This window comes from Pseudoduganella namucuonensis, from assembly GCF_900116645.1.
In the GTDB taxonomy this organism is placed as follows: domain Bacteria; phylum Pseudomonadota; class Gammaproteobacteria; order Burkholderiales; family Burkholderiaceae_D; genus Rugamonas; species Rugamonas namucuonensis.
This window is the reverse complement of record NZ_FPBO01000022.1, coordinates 25,787-40,803: the sequence shown is the minus strand read 5'-3', so window position 1 is coordinate 40,803 and position 15,017 is coordinate 25,787. Positions and strand designations below refer to the sequence as shown.

Here is a 15,017-nt window from a genome sequence, read left to right as displayed (position 1 = left end):
TTTCCAGTTCAGGCGGCGATGGCCTGGGTTTCCATTTCCAGGGCGGCGTCTTCGGCCAGCTCGATCAGCGCGCGCTTGTATTCGTTCGGGAAGACCTTGACGAATTTGCCGCGGCCCTCGGCCCAGTTGTCCAACAGGAAACGGGCGCGGGTGCTGCCGGTGTGCTTGAAGTGACGCTCGATCAGACGCTTCAGGATCACCTCGTCCGCCTCCGGCTCGCCGTTGCGGTGCTGGCTGTGCCAGGTGGCCTGGTCGACCTTCTGTTCGGAAGCCGACACCACCGACTCCAGCGACACCATCGACAGGTTGCACTTCTGCGCGAAATCGCCGTCAGGGTCGTACACGTAGGCGATGCCGCCCGACATGCCCGCCGCGAAGTTGCGGCCGGTGGCGCCCAGCACCACCACGGTGCCGCCGGTCATGTATTCGCAACCGTGGTCGCCGGTGCCCTCGACGATCGCCGTGGCGCCCGAGTTGCGCACCGCGAAGCGTTCGCCGGCCACGCCGTTGAAGAAGGCTTCACCGGCGATGGCGCCGTACATCACGGTGTTGCCGATGATGATGTTGTTCACCGCCCAGCCGCGGAACTCGGTGTTCGGACGCACGATGATGCGGCCGCCCGACAAGCCCTTGCCGACGTAGTCGTTGCCCTCGCCCACCAGGTCCAGCGTGATGCCGTGCGCCAGGAACGCGCCGGCCGACTGGCCCGCCGTGCCTTGCAGCTGGATGTGGATGGTGTCGTCCGGCAAGCCGGCGTGGCCGTAGCGCTGCGCCACTTCGCCGGACAGCATGGTGCCGACCGTGCGGTTGACATTGCGCACCGGCGAGATGAACGACACGCGCTCGCCTTTTTCCAGCGCCGCCTTGGCCTGGGCGATCAGCTTGTGGTCCAGCGCCTTTTCCAGGCCGTGGTCCTGGTTTTCCACGTGGCGGATGGCTTGGCCTTCGGCCACTTCCGGCTGGTAGAAGATGTTGGAGAAGTCCAGGCCGGACGCCTTCCAGTGCGTGACCGCCTTTTTCTTGTCCAGCAGGTCGGCGCGGCCGATCAGCTCGTCGTAGGTGCGGATGCCCAGCTGGGCCATCAGTTGGCGCGCCTCTTCGGCGACGAAGAAGAAGTAGTTGACCACGTACTCGGGTTTGCCGTTGAACTTGGCGCGCAGTTCCGGATCTTGCGTCGCGACGCCGACCGGGCAGGTGTTCAGGTGGCATTTGCGCATCATGATGCAGCCTTCCACCACCAGCGGCGCGGTCGCGAAACCGATCTCGTCGGCGCCCAGCATGGCGGCGATCACCACGTCGCGGCCGGTGCGCATCTGGCCATCGGCCTGCACGCGGATACGGCTGCGCAGGCCGTTCAGCACCAGCGTCTGTTGCGTTTCAGCCAGGCCCAGCTCCCAAGGGGTGCCGGCGTGCTTGACCGAGGACAGCGGCGAGGCGCCGGTGCCGCCGTCATGGCCGGCCACCACCACGTGGTCGGCCTTGGCCTTGGTGACGCCGGCGGCCACGGTGCCGATGCCCACTTCCGACACCAGCTTGACCGAGATCGAGGCGCGCGGGTTGGCGTTCTTCAAGTCGTGGATCAGCTGTGCCAGATCCTCGATCGAGTAGATGTCGTGGTGCGGCGGCGGCGAGATCAGACCCACGCCCGGCACCGAGAAGCGCAGCTGGGCGATGTATTCGGACACCTTGTGGCCCGGCAGCTGGCCGCCCTCGCCCGGCTTGGCGCCCTGCGCCATCTTGATCTGGATCTGGTCGGCCGAGTTCAGGTACTCGGCGGTCACGCCGAAGCGGCCCGACGCGACCTGCTTGATGCGCGAACGCATGGAGTCGCCCGCCTGCAGCGGAATGTCGACCACCACTTGCTCTTTACCCACCACGGACGCCATGGTGTCGCCCTGCTTGATCGGGATGCCCTTCAGTTCCATGCTGTAGCGCGCCGGATCCTCGCCGCCCTCGCCGGTGTTGGACTTGCCGCCGATGCGGTTCATGGCGACGGCCAGCGTGGCGTGGGCCTCGGTCGAGATCGAGCCCAGCGACATGGCGCCGGTGGCGAAGCGCTTGACGATTTCCTTGGCCGGCTCAACCTCCTCCAGCGGAATGGCTTTCGTCGGGTCCAGCTTGAACTCGAACAGGCCGCGCAGGGTCAGGTGGCGCTTGCTCTGGTCGTTGATGATCTGCGCGTACTCTTTATAGGTCGAGTAGCTGTTGCTGCGGGTCGAGTGCTGCAGCTTGGCGATCGCGTCCGGCGTCCACAGGTGGTCCTCGCCGCGGATGCGGAAGGCGTACTCGCCGCCCGCGTCCAGCGCGTCCTTCAGGACCGGGTCGTTGCCGAAGGCCAGGTTGTGCAGGCGCAGCGCCTCTTCCGCCACTTCGAACACGCCGATGCCTTCCACGTTGGAGGCGGTGCCCTTGAAGTACTTGTCGACCAGCGACTTGTTCAGGCCGATGGCTTCGAAGATCTGCGCGCCGCAGTAGGACATGTAGGTCGAGATGCCCATCTTCGACATGACCTTCATCAGGCCCTTGCCGATCGCCTTGGTGTAGTTGTAGATGGCTTTTTCGCCGGTCAGCTCGCCCTGCAGGGTCGGCGCCAGTTCCAGCAGCGTTTCCATCGCCAGGTAGGGGTGCACGGCTTCCGCGCCGTAGCCGGCCAGCAGCGCGAAGTGGTGCGTTTCGCGGGCCGAGCCGGTTTCCACCACCAGGCCGGTCGAGGCGCGCAGGCCCTTCGACACCAGGTGCTGGTGGATGGTCGAGGTGGCCAGCAGCGCCGGGATCGCCACGCGGTCGGCGCCGATCGAGCGGTCCGACACGATCAGGATGTTGTGGCCGGATTTGACCGCGTCCACGGCTTCCGCGCACAGCGAGGCCAGGCAGGCCTCCACGCCTTCCTTGCCCCAGGCCAGCGGGTAGCAGATGTTCAGCTCATACGACTTGAACTTGCCGCCGGTGTGCAGCGAGATGCCGCGCAGGCGCGCCATGTCGTCGAAGCCCAGCACCGGCTGCGCCACTTCCAGACGCATCGGCGGGTTGACGTTGTTGGTGTCCAGCAGGTTCGGTTTCGGGCCGATGAAGGACACCAGCGACATCACCATCGCTTCGCGGATCGGGTCGATCGGCGGGTTGGTCACCTGGGCGAACAGTTGCTTGAAGTAGTTGTACAGCGGCTTCAGTTTGTTGGACATGACGGCCAGCGGCGAGTCGTTGCCCATGGAGCCGGTGGCTTCCTCGCCGTTCACGGCCATCGGGGCCAGCACGAAGCGCATGTCTTCCTGGGTGTAGCCGAAGGCTTGCTGGCGGTCCAGCACCGACGCGACGGCTTTTTCGCCCGGCGCGGCGCTGTACTTGATGCGGTTGTGGGCCAGCTGGCTCTCGGACAGCTTGATCTCGTTGAGCTTGATGCGCACCGCGTTGATCCACGCCTTGTACGGCTTGGCGTTGGCGTAGGTGTCCTTCAGTTCCTTGTCGTCGATGATGCGGCCGGCTTCCAGGTCGATCAGGAACATCTTGCCCGGTTGCAGACGCCATTTCTGGATGATCTTCGATTCCGGAATCGGCAGCACGCCGGATTCGGACGCCATCACCACCAGGTCGTCGTCGGTGACGATGTAGCGCGCAGGACGCAGGCCGTTGCGGTCCAGCGTGCCGCCGATGTAGCGGCCGTCGGTGAAGGCCATGGCGGCCGGGCCGTCCCATGGTTCCATCATCGCGGCGTGGTATTCATAGAACGCGCGGCGGTTCTCGTCCATGGTGGTGTGGTTTTCCCAGGCTTCCGGGATCATCATCATCATGGCCTGGGCGATCGGGTAGCCCGCCATCAACAGCAGTTCCAGCGCGTTGTCGAAGCAGGCGGTGTCCGACTGGCCTTCGTAGATCAGCGGGAACAGCTTTTGCAGGTCCTGGTCCAGCACGGCGGACTTCATCACGCCTTCGCGGGCGCGCATCCAGTTGAAGTTGCCCTTGACGGTGTTGATCTCGCCGTTGTGCGCCAGCAGGCGGTACGGGTGGGCCAGCGGCCACTCGGGGAAGGTGTTGGTGGAGAAACGCTGGTGGACCATGGCCAGCGCGGAGATGCAGCGCGGGTCTTGCAGGTCTTTATAGTAGACGCCCACCTGGTCGGCCAGCAGCAGGCCCTTGTAGACCACGGTGCGGGCCGACATCGACGGCACGAAGAATTCCTTGCCGTGGATCAGTTTCAGGGCCTGGATGGCGTGGCCGGACGATTTGCGGATCACGTACAGTTTGCGTTCCAGCGCGTCGGTCACCATGATGTCCGGGCCGCGGCCGATGAAGATCTGGCGGATGATCGGTTCTTTCGCGCGCACGGTCGGCGACATCGGCATGTCGTAGTCGACCGGCACATTGCGCCAGCCCAGCACGACCTGGCCCTCGATGCGCACGGCGCGCTCGATTTCCTGTTCGCAGGCGATGCGCGAAGCGTTTTCCTTCGGCAGGAAGACCATGCCCACGCCGTACTCGCCTGGCGGCGGCAGTTCCACGCCCTGCTTGGCCATTTCGTCGCGATAGTACTGGTCGGGGATCTGGATCAGGATGCCGGCGCCATCGCCCATCAGCGCGTCCGCGCCGACGGCGCCCCGGTGATCCAGGTTCTTCAGGATCAGCAGGCCTTGCTCAACGATGGAATGGCTTTTGTTGCCCTTGATGTGGGCGACGAAACCGACGCCGCAGGCGTCATGTTCATTGGCTGGGTCGTACAAACCTTGCGAAATCATGCGATTCTCCACTGCTGAAAGATATTGAGAGTCCAGAATAGTGCAACGCACAAGTAAACTCAACAAGAACAATTAGGGTCGGAGTCGAATTAAATTAAAACCAAGCGCTTGAAATTTTAATTGGGGACAGAGTGAAGGCGGCGACGAAAAACCCGGCAAAGCGCCGGGTGGTAGACTTTATATCAAGCGCTTTGCTTGAATGGACGCCCTCTCTTGGCCGGCAACACCTGCCGGTTCATCCGTTTTTGCAAGTCGGTTTTGAACTTGTCCGAACCCAGCGGCCAGCCCTTCAGCACCGCCTTTTCCACTATGAGAATGTGGTCTTGGGACAGGTCCTGCGTGGCCAGCTCCTGGTACGCCACTTCCCGCTGGAAAGGCGTATTGCCCAGGGACCAATACAGGGGGTGGTCGGTCACCACCGGGTCGGAACGCAAGCCGGCGTGGTGGGCATAGCTGGACCAGGGATAATCCTCCGGCCGGGCCGCCTGCCCCGCCCGCACCGGCACGTACTCGATATAGCGGCTATTGAGCATCAGGTATGAATCCGCGTCGATGACGGAGGTCTTGTAGCGTCCCTGCCACAGGGTGCCCGAGCGGCCGTATTTCTGGTTGTAATAGGGCACGTAGTAGCGTCCCAGCCACTGCATCATCTGGCCCAGGCCGTCCTCGTCGGCCGGCGAGACCAGCAATTGCAAGCCATCGGGCACCAGCGCGTAGGCGTGGATGGAGACTTTCCAGTTGCGGGCGGCCGTGCGCAGCCAGCCGAGGAAGGCGGTGTAGTCGTCCGCGTCCTGGAAGGCGGACAGGCCCTTGAGGGCGCTGAGCACCACGTGGTGGGGCTGGAAGGGGACGACGAGGCGGGGCAGGCGGGCCATACGGTGCGGGGGAGTCGACGAAAACCCCATGCTACCCTATCGGCGCCACTCCGTCCCCGATTGTTTCAAAACGCCGGAAAAACGGCGCGACTCCGTCCCCGATTACGCCGCGAGCACCAGTTCGCGCGAACGCGACACCCGCGCGGGGGCGTGGCCGGCCAGCCGGAACACGCTGACCGCGCCGGCCAGCGCCTGGCTCTGGTCCTGCAGCGCGGCCGCGGCGGCGGCGGCCTCCTCCACCAGGGCGGCGTTCTGCTGCGTGACCTGGTCCATCTGCGAGATGGCGCGGTTGATCTGTTCGATGCCGCTGGTCTGCTCCACGCTGGCGGCCGTGATTTCGCCGATGATGTCGGTCACGCGGCGCACGTTGACGACGATTTCATTCATCGTCGCCCCGGCCTGGTCGACCAGGCGCGCGCCCAGGTCCACCTTGTCGACCGAATCGCCGATCAGGAGCTTGATTTCCTTGGCGGCGGCGGCGCTGCGCTGGGCCAGGTTGCGCACCTCGGAGGCGACCACGGCGAAGCCCCGTCCCTGCTCGCCGGCCCGCGCCGCCTCGACCGCCGCGTTCAGCGCCAGGATGTTGGTCTGGAAGGCGATGCCGTCGATGACGCCGATGATGTCGACGATCTTGCGCGCCGACGCGTTGATCATGCCCATGGTGTCGACCACCTGGCTGACCACGGCGCCGCCCTTCAACGCCACGTCCGAGGCGGACAGGGCCAGCGTGTGGGCCTGGCGCGAATTGTCGCCGTTCTGCTTGACGGTGGCCGTCAGCTGTTCCATGGAGGCGGCGGTCTGTTGCAGCGAACTGGCCTGCTGCTCGGTGCGCGCCGACAAGTCCATATTGCCGCTGGCGATTTCGCCGGAGGCGGTGGCGATGGTGTCGGTGCCGCCCCGCACCTGGCCGACGATGCGCACCAGGCTGGCGTTCATTTCATGCAGCGCGCGCAGCAGCTGTCCGGTCTCGCCGCCGCCGGTGATGTCGATCCGGCTGCCCAGGTCGCCCGCCGCCACGGTCTGGGCCACGCGCACGGCCTGCCGCAGCGGCCCGGTGATGGAGCGCGAAATCACCCAGCAGAACCAGCTGCCCAGCGCCAGCGCGCAGGCCGCCATGCCCAGCAGGAAGAGCGTGCCGTCGCGGTACTGCTGTTGCACGCCGGCGGCCAGCCCGCGGCCCACGTCGGCCTCGTGCCGGCCGATGCGGCCGACCGCGTCCAGGTAGGCGTTGAACTGGGGTTCGAGCTTGCCGTCGACCATTTCGCGCGCGGCCGCCGCGTCGCCGGCCTTCTTCAGCGCGAACACGGCGTCGCGCGTGGCCGCGTACTGCTTGCGCGCGGTGGCGACTTCGGCCAGCAAGGCCTTTTCCTCGCCGCTGGCCAGCACGGTTTCCAGCTGCTTCTGGATCTCGTTGACGCGGGCCCGGGTGGCGGCGGCCTTGTCGGCCTCGGCCTTCGATTCGGCCTCCCCGGTGTTGCGGGCGAAGGCGATCACGCGCACGCCGCTGACGCTGATCAGGTTGTGCCATTCGGCGGTGAGGCGCTCCTTGACCATGGCGCTGCCCACCATCTCCTCGGTCATGCGGCCCACCGCCTGCAGCCGCCACACGCCGGCCGCCGCCATCGCCACCATCAGCAGCATGACCATGCCGAAGCCGCCGCCGAGGCGGGTCCCTATTTTCCAGTTGCGAATTATCATCACTACGCTCCCCATGCGGACGTGCGCCGTTACGGCAGGCCTGTGGATCAGACGGCGCGTGGAAAATCCATGGTAGGCGAATTGTGACTACTGGAAACTATTCAATAGTCACACTGCACGAGGAATCGCGGGAACTCAGGAGATGTTGAAGCTGGCGGACAGGCTGTAGCCCTCGCCGTAGGCGCTGCGCAGGGGCAGGTCCTGGCCCAGGCCGCTGCGCGCCTTCTTGCGCAGCCGGTAGACCAGCATGTCGACGCGGCGGCCGGCGTCCGGATCGTCGCCGCCGATGCCGGCCACGATCACCTGGCGCGGCACGGGCCGGGTGTTGATCGTCAGCAAGTGCAGGAAGTTGCACTCTTTTTCGGTCAGCGTGATGGCCTGGCCCTGCAGCTCGAGCTGGCGCGCGCTGACCCGCAGGGTCCACTTGCTGGGCAGGGGGACGGTTTCCTGCGGCCCCACGCGGCGGTCCAGCGCCTCGATGTGGGCGGCCAGTTCGGGGAACTTGATGGGCTTGGTGAGGTAGTGGTCGGCGCCCAGGCGCAGGCCCAGGATGCGGTTGTCGAAGGCGACGCGGCCGGTCAGCACCAGCAGGCCGATCTGGGGATACAGCTGGCGCATGCGGGGGATGACGTTGAACCCGTCCTCGTCCGGCAAGCCCAGGTCGAGCACCACCACGCCCACGTTGCCCTGGCTGAGCGCCGACCACATTTCGCCGGCGTTGTTGGTGATATGCACTTCGTGTTCAAGCTCAGTCAGGAATTCCGCCATTTCCTCGGCGTAGTCCAGATTGTCTTCCACGATCAGTATCTGCGTCATTGTGAAGCGCCAATCTCTAATTAGTTGCAAGCCTGGGCTTGCGTGTGAGAATTATCACGGTTGCATCAGTGTGGCGCAAGGGATTTCCCGGTTCACACGGGAATGGGTAACCAAATCCTGAATTTCTTGCCGCTTTCAGAAAAGTTTTCAACCGTCAGCGTGCCGCCGTGCACCTCCACCACGGCCCGCGCCATGTACAGGCCCAGTCCGGAGCCGGGAACCGCGCGCGCGCCGGCGACGGCCGCGCGGCCCCGGAAGCCCTTGTCGAACAGCTTACCCACTTCATCGTCCGCAATGCCAGCGCCCTGGTCGGATACCGCGAATTCAATGCCGCCCTCTGTTGCTTTTTTACCGATCAGTGTTATCTCGGTATTATCATCCGTATATTTTATTGCATTATCGATCAACAGTTCCAAGCATAGCCGCATTCCGGCCGGATCGCAGCGCAACCATTGCGGCATGCCCTCGGCCTGCACCCGGATCGCGGCCCGGCGCGGCCGCGCCTGCTCGGCGGCCGTCTCCAGCAGCGCCAGCGGCGAGACCTCGTTGGGCTGGCGCTTGCGGCCGATGCTGGCCAGCCGCTCCGGCGACAGGTACTCGTCCAGCATGGCCAGCAGGCGGTCGACCGCCGTCTGGATCTTGGTGTAGCGCTTGCGGGTGGCCTCGTCGTGGTGGGCGCCCGTCATCTCCAGGCGCTGCACCGCCCCGTCGATGGTGGACAGCGGCGTGCGGAATTCGTGTGACAGCATGGAGGCGAATTTTTTCTGCTGCGCGCGCCATTCCTGGCGCTCGCTGGCGTCGCGCACCGAGCCGGTCAGCGCCACCGGGCCGCCCAGTTCGTCGAGCACCAGCACCGATTCGATGTCGACCGGGACCAGGTGGCCGTCGGCGTGCGGCAACTCCAGCTCGCGCGTCACGCGCAGCCGGCTGCGGTCGCCCGCCGCGAAGCGCTCCAGCCGCTGCGGCAACCCGGCCGTCAGCGTGTCGGCCAGCGCCTGGGCGCGCTCGAGCGTGTAGCCGTAGCGGCGCCCGGCCGCCGGGCTCAGGTACATGAGGCGGCCGGTGGCGCAGTCCAGCATCCAGTGGACTTCGCCGCTGTTGTCGAGAATCTGGCGGTGGAGGGCGTCGTCGGACATGGGGTCAGTCCGCCAGCGGCGCGAAGATCTGCTGCAGATCCTCCTGCGTCAGCGCCATCTTCTGCGATTCGCCCTCGGCCAGCACGGATTGCGCCAGGTCCGACTTTTTCTGCTGCAGCACCTGGATCTTCTCCTCCAGCGTGCCCTTGGCGATCAGTTTATAGACGAACACCGGCTTGTCCTGGCCGATGCGCCAGGCGCGGTCGGTGGCCTGGTTTTCCGCCGCCGGGTTCCACCACGGGTCGTAGTGGATGACGGTGTCGGCCGCCGTCAGGTTCAGGCCGACGCCGCCGGCCTTCAGGCTGATCAGGAAGATCGGCACGGCGCCCTGCTGGAACGCAGCCACCTGCGCGCCGCGGTCCTTGGTCTCGCCGGTCAGCAGCGCGTACGGGATGTTGCGCAGCTCCAGTTCCTCCTCGATCAGCTCCAGCATGGAGGTGAACTGGGAGAACACCAGGATCTTGCGGTTCTCCTCCAGCAAGTCCTCGACCATCTGCATCAGGTCGGTCAGCTTGGCCGAGCCGGCGGTCTGCTTCTTGGACGGCAGCGACTTCACCAGCCGCGGGTCGCAGCACACCTGGCGCAGCTTGAGCAGCGCCTCCAGGATCACGATCTGGCTGCGCGCCACGCCCTTGCGGTCGATTTCCTCGCGCACCTTCTGGTCCATGGCCAGGCGCACGGTCTCGTACAGGTCGCGCTGGGCGCCCGTCAATTCCACCTTGCGCACCATTTCTGTCTTGGCCGGCAACTCCTTGGCCACGTTGTCCTTGGTGCGGCGCAGCAGGAAAGGCCGGATGCGGCGGTTCAGCAGCATGCGGCGCAGCGGGTCGTCCTGGCGCTCGATCGGGTGGCGGAACTGGGCGTTGAACGACTTCTCGTCGCCCAGCAGGCCCGGCAGCAGGAAGTGGAATTGCGACCACAGCTCGCCCAGGTGGTTCTCCAGCGGCGTGCCGGACAGGCACAGCCGGTGGCGCGCCTTCAGCAGCCCGGCGCTCTGGGCCGCCTTGGAGCGGGTGTTCTTGATGTAGTGCGACTCGTCCAGGATGACGATGTGGAACTCGTGCTCGCGCAGCTTTTCCTCGTCGCGCGGCAGCAGCGCGTAGGTGGTCAGCACCAGGTCGGACTGGTCGATCTGGTCGAACTGCTGCATGCGATCCTTGCCTTGCAGCAAGAGCACACGCAGGTCGGGGGCGAAGTGCGCCGCCTCGTCCTGCCAGTTGCCCATCAGGCTGGTCGGGGCGATCACCAGCACCGGGTGCGTCAGCCGGCCGGCCTCCTTCTCGACCAGGATGTGGGCCAGGGTCTGCACCGTCTTGCCCAGGCCCATGTCGTCGGCCAGGATGCCGGCCAGGCCGTACTCGCGCAGGAACTGCATCCACGCCAGGCCGTCGGCCTGGTAGTCGCGCAGCGTGGCGCGCAGGCCGGCCGGGGTCGGCACGCGCTTGACGGCGTTGAACTGGTTCAGGCGGCGGCCCATCTCGCGCAGCTCGTCGCCGCCCGTCCATTCGAACTCGACCGTGCGGGCCAGCTCGTCCAGGCGGGCCGCGTCCAGGGTGGCCATGCGCACCGCGTGCTTGATCTTGTCGCTGAAATACAGCTCGCCCAGCGTGGCCAGGATGGGTTTGACCCGGTTCCACGGCAGCGCCACCCGCGAACCGTCGCCCAGCGTGGCCAGCATCTGGTCCTCCTCGGCGTGGCCGGCCAGCGTTTTCGGGCTGAAGTCCAGCGGCGCGTTGCGTATCATCTGCACCAGCACCGGCAGCAGCGGAACGCGCTCGCCGTTGACCACGATGCCCAGTTCCAGTTCGAACCAGGCGTGGCCGCCGTCGGCGTCGTCCTCCTCCACCTCGGCGTACCAGGCGTCGACGGCGTTCACGTCGTAGCGGTACTTGGAGGTCTTTTCCACCTGCCAGCCGTGGGCGCGCAGCTCGGCGATGCCGTCGGCGGCGAAGCGCAGCCAGTCGGCCTGGCTGGCCAGCAGCAGGCCGCCGCGCACCGACGACAGCGGCAGCGCGTTCGGCTTGCGGAAGCCCAGCGCGGTCAGCGCGGCCAGGGCGTCGGCCTCGGCCTGTTCGTTGCGCTGGATCACCTCGGTCACCTCGCCGCGCTGGCGCACCACGCGCTGCGACGGGTCGAAGGACACGCGCTCGCCGTCGTAGTCGTAGGACAGCACGGCGTAGTCGTGCCAGCGCTGGTGCGGGCCGTCGGCCAGCATGGCCGCGTCCAGCGCCAGGATGGGTTTGGGCGTCACGTCCTGGCGGATGCGCTGCGGCAGCGGCTGCGGCAGCGGCATCAGCTGCTGCAGGCCGTGCGCCAGCAGCAGCTGCGACACGCGCAGCTTGTCGTTGCTGGTCAGCAGCGGGGCCTGCGCCACCAGCGCCTGCAGGTCGGCCAGCGGGATCTCGGCGCCGCCCTGGTTCAGGTTCAGCACACCACAGGACAGGTTGTCGATGTACCAGGGCGGATCGGTGGGCAGCATGTAGTCGATCTGGTCGGCGCCGTGGTGGCGCGCGCCCTCGGGCGGCTCCACGGTCCAGCCCAGGCGCAGGCCCTTGCCCTCCTCGCGCCACGCCAGGTTGGCCTGGCGCAGCGGCCCGGCCTTCATCGGATACACCAGGCCGTTGCCGACGTCGGACCAGGAATTGGCCCACAGCAGCTTGTCCTGGTCGGACAGCATTTGCAGCAGCGCCGCGCCGATCTTGCCGCGCGGCTCGGTGGCGCTGCCGGTCTGCGAGTTCGGACCGCTGCGCATTGCCACAAAGAAACGAATCAAGTCGTCGTCGCTGGGCTCGAGGAAGTTCGGCGGCGCCGACAGCAGCGAAAACACCTCGCTGACCGGGGTGGCGGCGGCCACGTCGCCGTTCGGCCGCAGGCGCGCCTTGTACAGGCACAGCGCCACGTGGCGGCCGCCGCTGGTGGGCGCCAGCACGTAGATCAGGCGGTATTGGGTCTGCGGCTGCTTCGGATCCGGCTCGGGGGCGGCCAGTTTCGGTTTCGGATGCGCAGCGGCGTCCACCCGCTGCAGCCAGGTGACGACGGCGTACGGCAGCTGGGGAGCCGGGGCCGTCGCCGGTGCCGGCGCGGGGGCGGTGGTGGTTTCGCGGGTTTCGTCGCGGGTCAAATCCATAGTGCGCATAGCTTACGGTGAAGACGGTTCAAAAACTGCAACATGCAATATTATCCGTTTTAAGCGGATTCTTGTTTGTGTTTCTTCGAACATAGTCGTGAATTAACGATCAAGATACGTATCCGGCGTGAAACATCATGCCGGCTGTGCCATATCGCCCATGCACTTCCAAGTTGGCGCGGCGTGCCGCACCGCGTATGATTCCGGGCTTGTCTGTTGAGGAATAGCCCATGTTACCTACCATCGAACAACGTCTCGCCGTGGAACTGGCCGCCAAGCCGGTCCAGGTCGCCGCCGCCGTCGCCCTGCTCGACGAGGGCGCCACCGTGCCCTTCATCGCCCGTTACCGCAAGGAAGCCACCGGCGGCCTGGACGACATCCAGCTGCGCCTGCTCGAGGAGCGGCTGCGCTACCTGCGCGAGCTGGAGGACCGCCGCGCCGCCATCGTTGCCTCGATCACCGAACAGAACAAGATGACGCCGGAACTGCTGGGCGCCGTCATGCACGCCGAGGACAAGACCCGCCTGGAAGACCTGTATCTTCCCTACAAGCAAAAACGCCGCACCAAGGCCCAGATCGCCATCGAGGCGGGCCTGGCGCCGCTGGCCGACGACCTGCTGGCCGATCCCACGCTGAACCCGGAGGCGGAGGCGGCGAAATACCTGCGCGAGGCCTTCACCAACGCCGACGGCGGCAACAATCCGGGCGTGGCCGACGCCAAGGCGGCGCTGGACGGCGCGCGCCAGATCCTGATGGAGCGCTTCGCCGAGGACGCCACCCTGCTGCAGTCGCTGCGCGAGTACGTGCAGGAACATGGTGTAGTTGAGTCCAAAGTCGTGGAAGGCAAGCAGGAGGAGGGCGAAAAGTTCGCCGACTACTTCGATTATTCGGAACCGGTGGCGCAGGTGCCGTCGCACCGCGCGCTGGCCCTGCTGCGCGGGCGCCGCGAGGGCATGCTGGACGTCACCCTGCGGCTGGACACGGAGGCCGAGAAGCCGAAGTGGGACGCGCCGCACAATCCCTGCGAAAGCCGCATCGCCGCCCGTTTCGGCATCAAGAGCGCCGGCCGCCCGGCCGACAAGTGGCTGTGCGACACGGCGCGCTGGACCTGGCGCGTGAAAAGCTTCATGCACCTGGAGACCGAGCTGATGGGCGCGCTGCGCGAGCGCGCCGAGACCGACGCCATCAACGTCTTCGCCACCAACCTGAAGGCGCTGCTGCTGGCCGCGCCGGCCGGCCAGCGCGCCACCATGGGCCTGGACCCGGGCCTGCGCACCGGCGTCAAGGTGGCCGTGGTGGACGCCACCGGCAAGGTGGTCGACACCGCCACCATCTACCCGCACCAGCCGCGCAACGACTGGGACGGCGCGCTGCACACCTTGAGCAAGCTGGCCGCCAAGCACAACGTGTCCCTGATTTCGATCGGCAACGGCACCGCCTCGCGCGAAACGGACAAGCTGGCGCAGGACTTGATCAAGATGCACCCCGAGCAGAAGCTGACCAAGATCGTCGTCTCCGAGGCGGGCGCTTCCGTGTACTCGGCCTCCGAGTTCGCCTCGCGCGAGCTGCCGGACCTGGACGTGTCCATCCGCGGCGCCGTCTCGATCGCGCGCCGGCTGCAGGATCCGCTGGCCGAGCTGGTCAAGATCGACCCGAAATCGATCGGCGTGGGGCAATACCAGCACGACGTCGGCCAGACCCAGCTGGCGCGCTCGCTGGACGCCGTGGTCGAGGACTGCGTGAACGCGGTGGGGGTGGACGTCAACACCGCGTCGGCGCCGCTGCTGGCGCGCGTGTCCGGCCTGTCGGCCAGCGTGGCGCAAAGCATCGTCAGCCACCGCGACCTGAAGGGCGCGTTCACCTCGCGCGCCGGGCTGCGGGACGTGCCGCGGTTGGGCGACAAGACCTTCGAGCAGGCGGCCGGCTTCCTGCGCGTGATGGGCGGCGAGAACCCGCTGGACGCGTCGGCGGTCCACCCGGAATCGTACCCGCTGGTGCAAAAGATCCTGGGCGACATCAAGAAGGACATCAAGGCCGTGATCGGCGACACCGGGCTGATCAAGACGCTCAATCCGGCGAAATACGCGGACGACAAGTTCGGCGTGCCGACCGTGACCGACATCCTGAAGGAGCTGGAGAAGCCGGGGCGCGACCCGCGTCCCGAGTTCACCACCGCCACGTTCAAAGAGGGCGTGGAAGAGATCGGCGACCTGCGGCCGGACATGATCCTGGAGGGCGTGGTGACCAACGTGGCCGCGTTCGGCGCCTTCGTCGACATCGGCGTGCACCAGGACGGCCTGGTGCACATCTCGGCGCTGTCGAACACCTTCGTGAAGGACCCGCACACGGTGGTGAAGGCGGGCCAGGTGGTGAAGGTGAAGGTGCTGGAGGTCGACCCCAAGCGCAAGCGCATCGCGCTGACGATGCGGCTGACGGACAGCGCGCCGGCGGCGGGCTCGAAGCCCGAGCAGCGCGCCGACCGCAACGACCGCCGCGCCATGGGACAGCACGAACAACAAAAGCGGCAGCAAACGCGCGAACCGGCGATGGGCGGCAGCATGGCCGCCGCCTTCGCCAAGCTGCGCGGCTAACCCCCGCCTCCCCCTCCGCCCCCCCGAAAAGCGCCCAGGGCTAT

7 protein-coding genes are annotated in these 15,017 nt (G+C 66.5%); 1 reads left to right on the top strand and 6 read right to left on the bottom strand.

Translation table 11 applies throughout. From position 1 onward, the window contains the following. Positions 1 to 8 precede the first annotated feature (8 nt). From BM436_RS21420 to BM436_RS21395, 6 genes are all read right to left on the bottom strand, one after another. Positions 9 to 4,730, bottom strand: coding sequence for a glutamate synthase-related protein (locus tag BM436_RS21420; protein WP_093557573.1), 4,722 nt, complete (start codon positions 4,728 to 4,730; stop codon positions 9 to 11). Positions 4,731 to 4,912: 182 nt separating this feature from the next. Further along, positions 4,913 to 5,605 (bottom strand): transposase, encoded by a 693-nt coding sequence (locus BM436_RS21415; RefSeq protein WP_093557572.1) that lies wholly within the window; start codon positions 5,603 to 5,605, stop codon positions 4,913 to 4,915. Between the two features lie 102 nt (positions 5,606 to 5,707). Further along, positions 5,708 to 7,303, bottom strand: a complete 1,596-nt coding sequence (locus tag BM436_RS21410) for a methyl-accepting chemotaxis protein (protein WP_093557571.1) — start codon at positions 7,301 to 7,303, stop codon at positions 5,708 to 5,710. 135 nt (positions 7,304 to 7,438) lie between these two features. Next, entirely contained in the window at positions 7,439 to 8,119 is a 681-nt protein-coding gene (locus tag BM436_RS21405) for a response regulator transcription factor (RefSeq protein ID WP_093557570.1), read from the bottom strand. Positions 8,120 to 8,211: 92 nt separating this feature from the next. After that, positions 8,212 to 9,255 (bottom strand): PAS domain-containing sensor histidine kinase, encoded by a 1,044-nt coding sequence (locus tag BM436_RS21400; protein ID WP_093557569.1) that lies wholly within the window; start codon positions 9,253 to 9,255, stop codon positions 8,212 to 8,214. 4 nt (positions 9,256 to 9,259) lie between these two features. Beyond that, a complete protein-coding gene (locus BM436_RS21395) occupies positions 9,260 to 12,382 on the bottom strand; it encodes a DEAD/DEAH box helicase (protein WP_093557568.1) in 3,123 nt (1,040 codons plus the stop codon). A 230-nt stretch (positions 12,383 to 12,612) separates the two neighbouring features. Between BM436_RS21395 and BM436_RS21390 the strand changes: the two genes are divergently transcribed. Beyond that, on the top strand, positions 12,613 to 14,973 hold the full coding sequence (locus tag BM436_RS21390; protein WP_093557567.1) for a Tex family protein: 2,361 nt from the start codon (positions 12,613 to 12,615) through the stop codon (positions 14,971 to 14,973). The last annotated feature ends 44 nt before the right edge of the window (positions 14,974 to 15,017 follow it).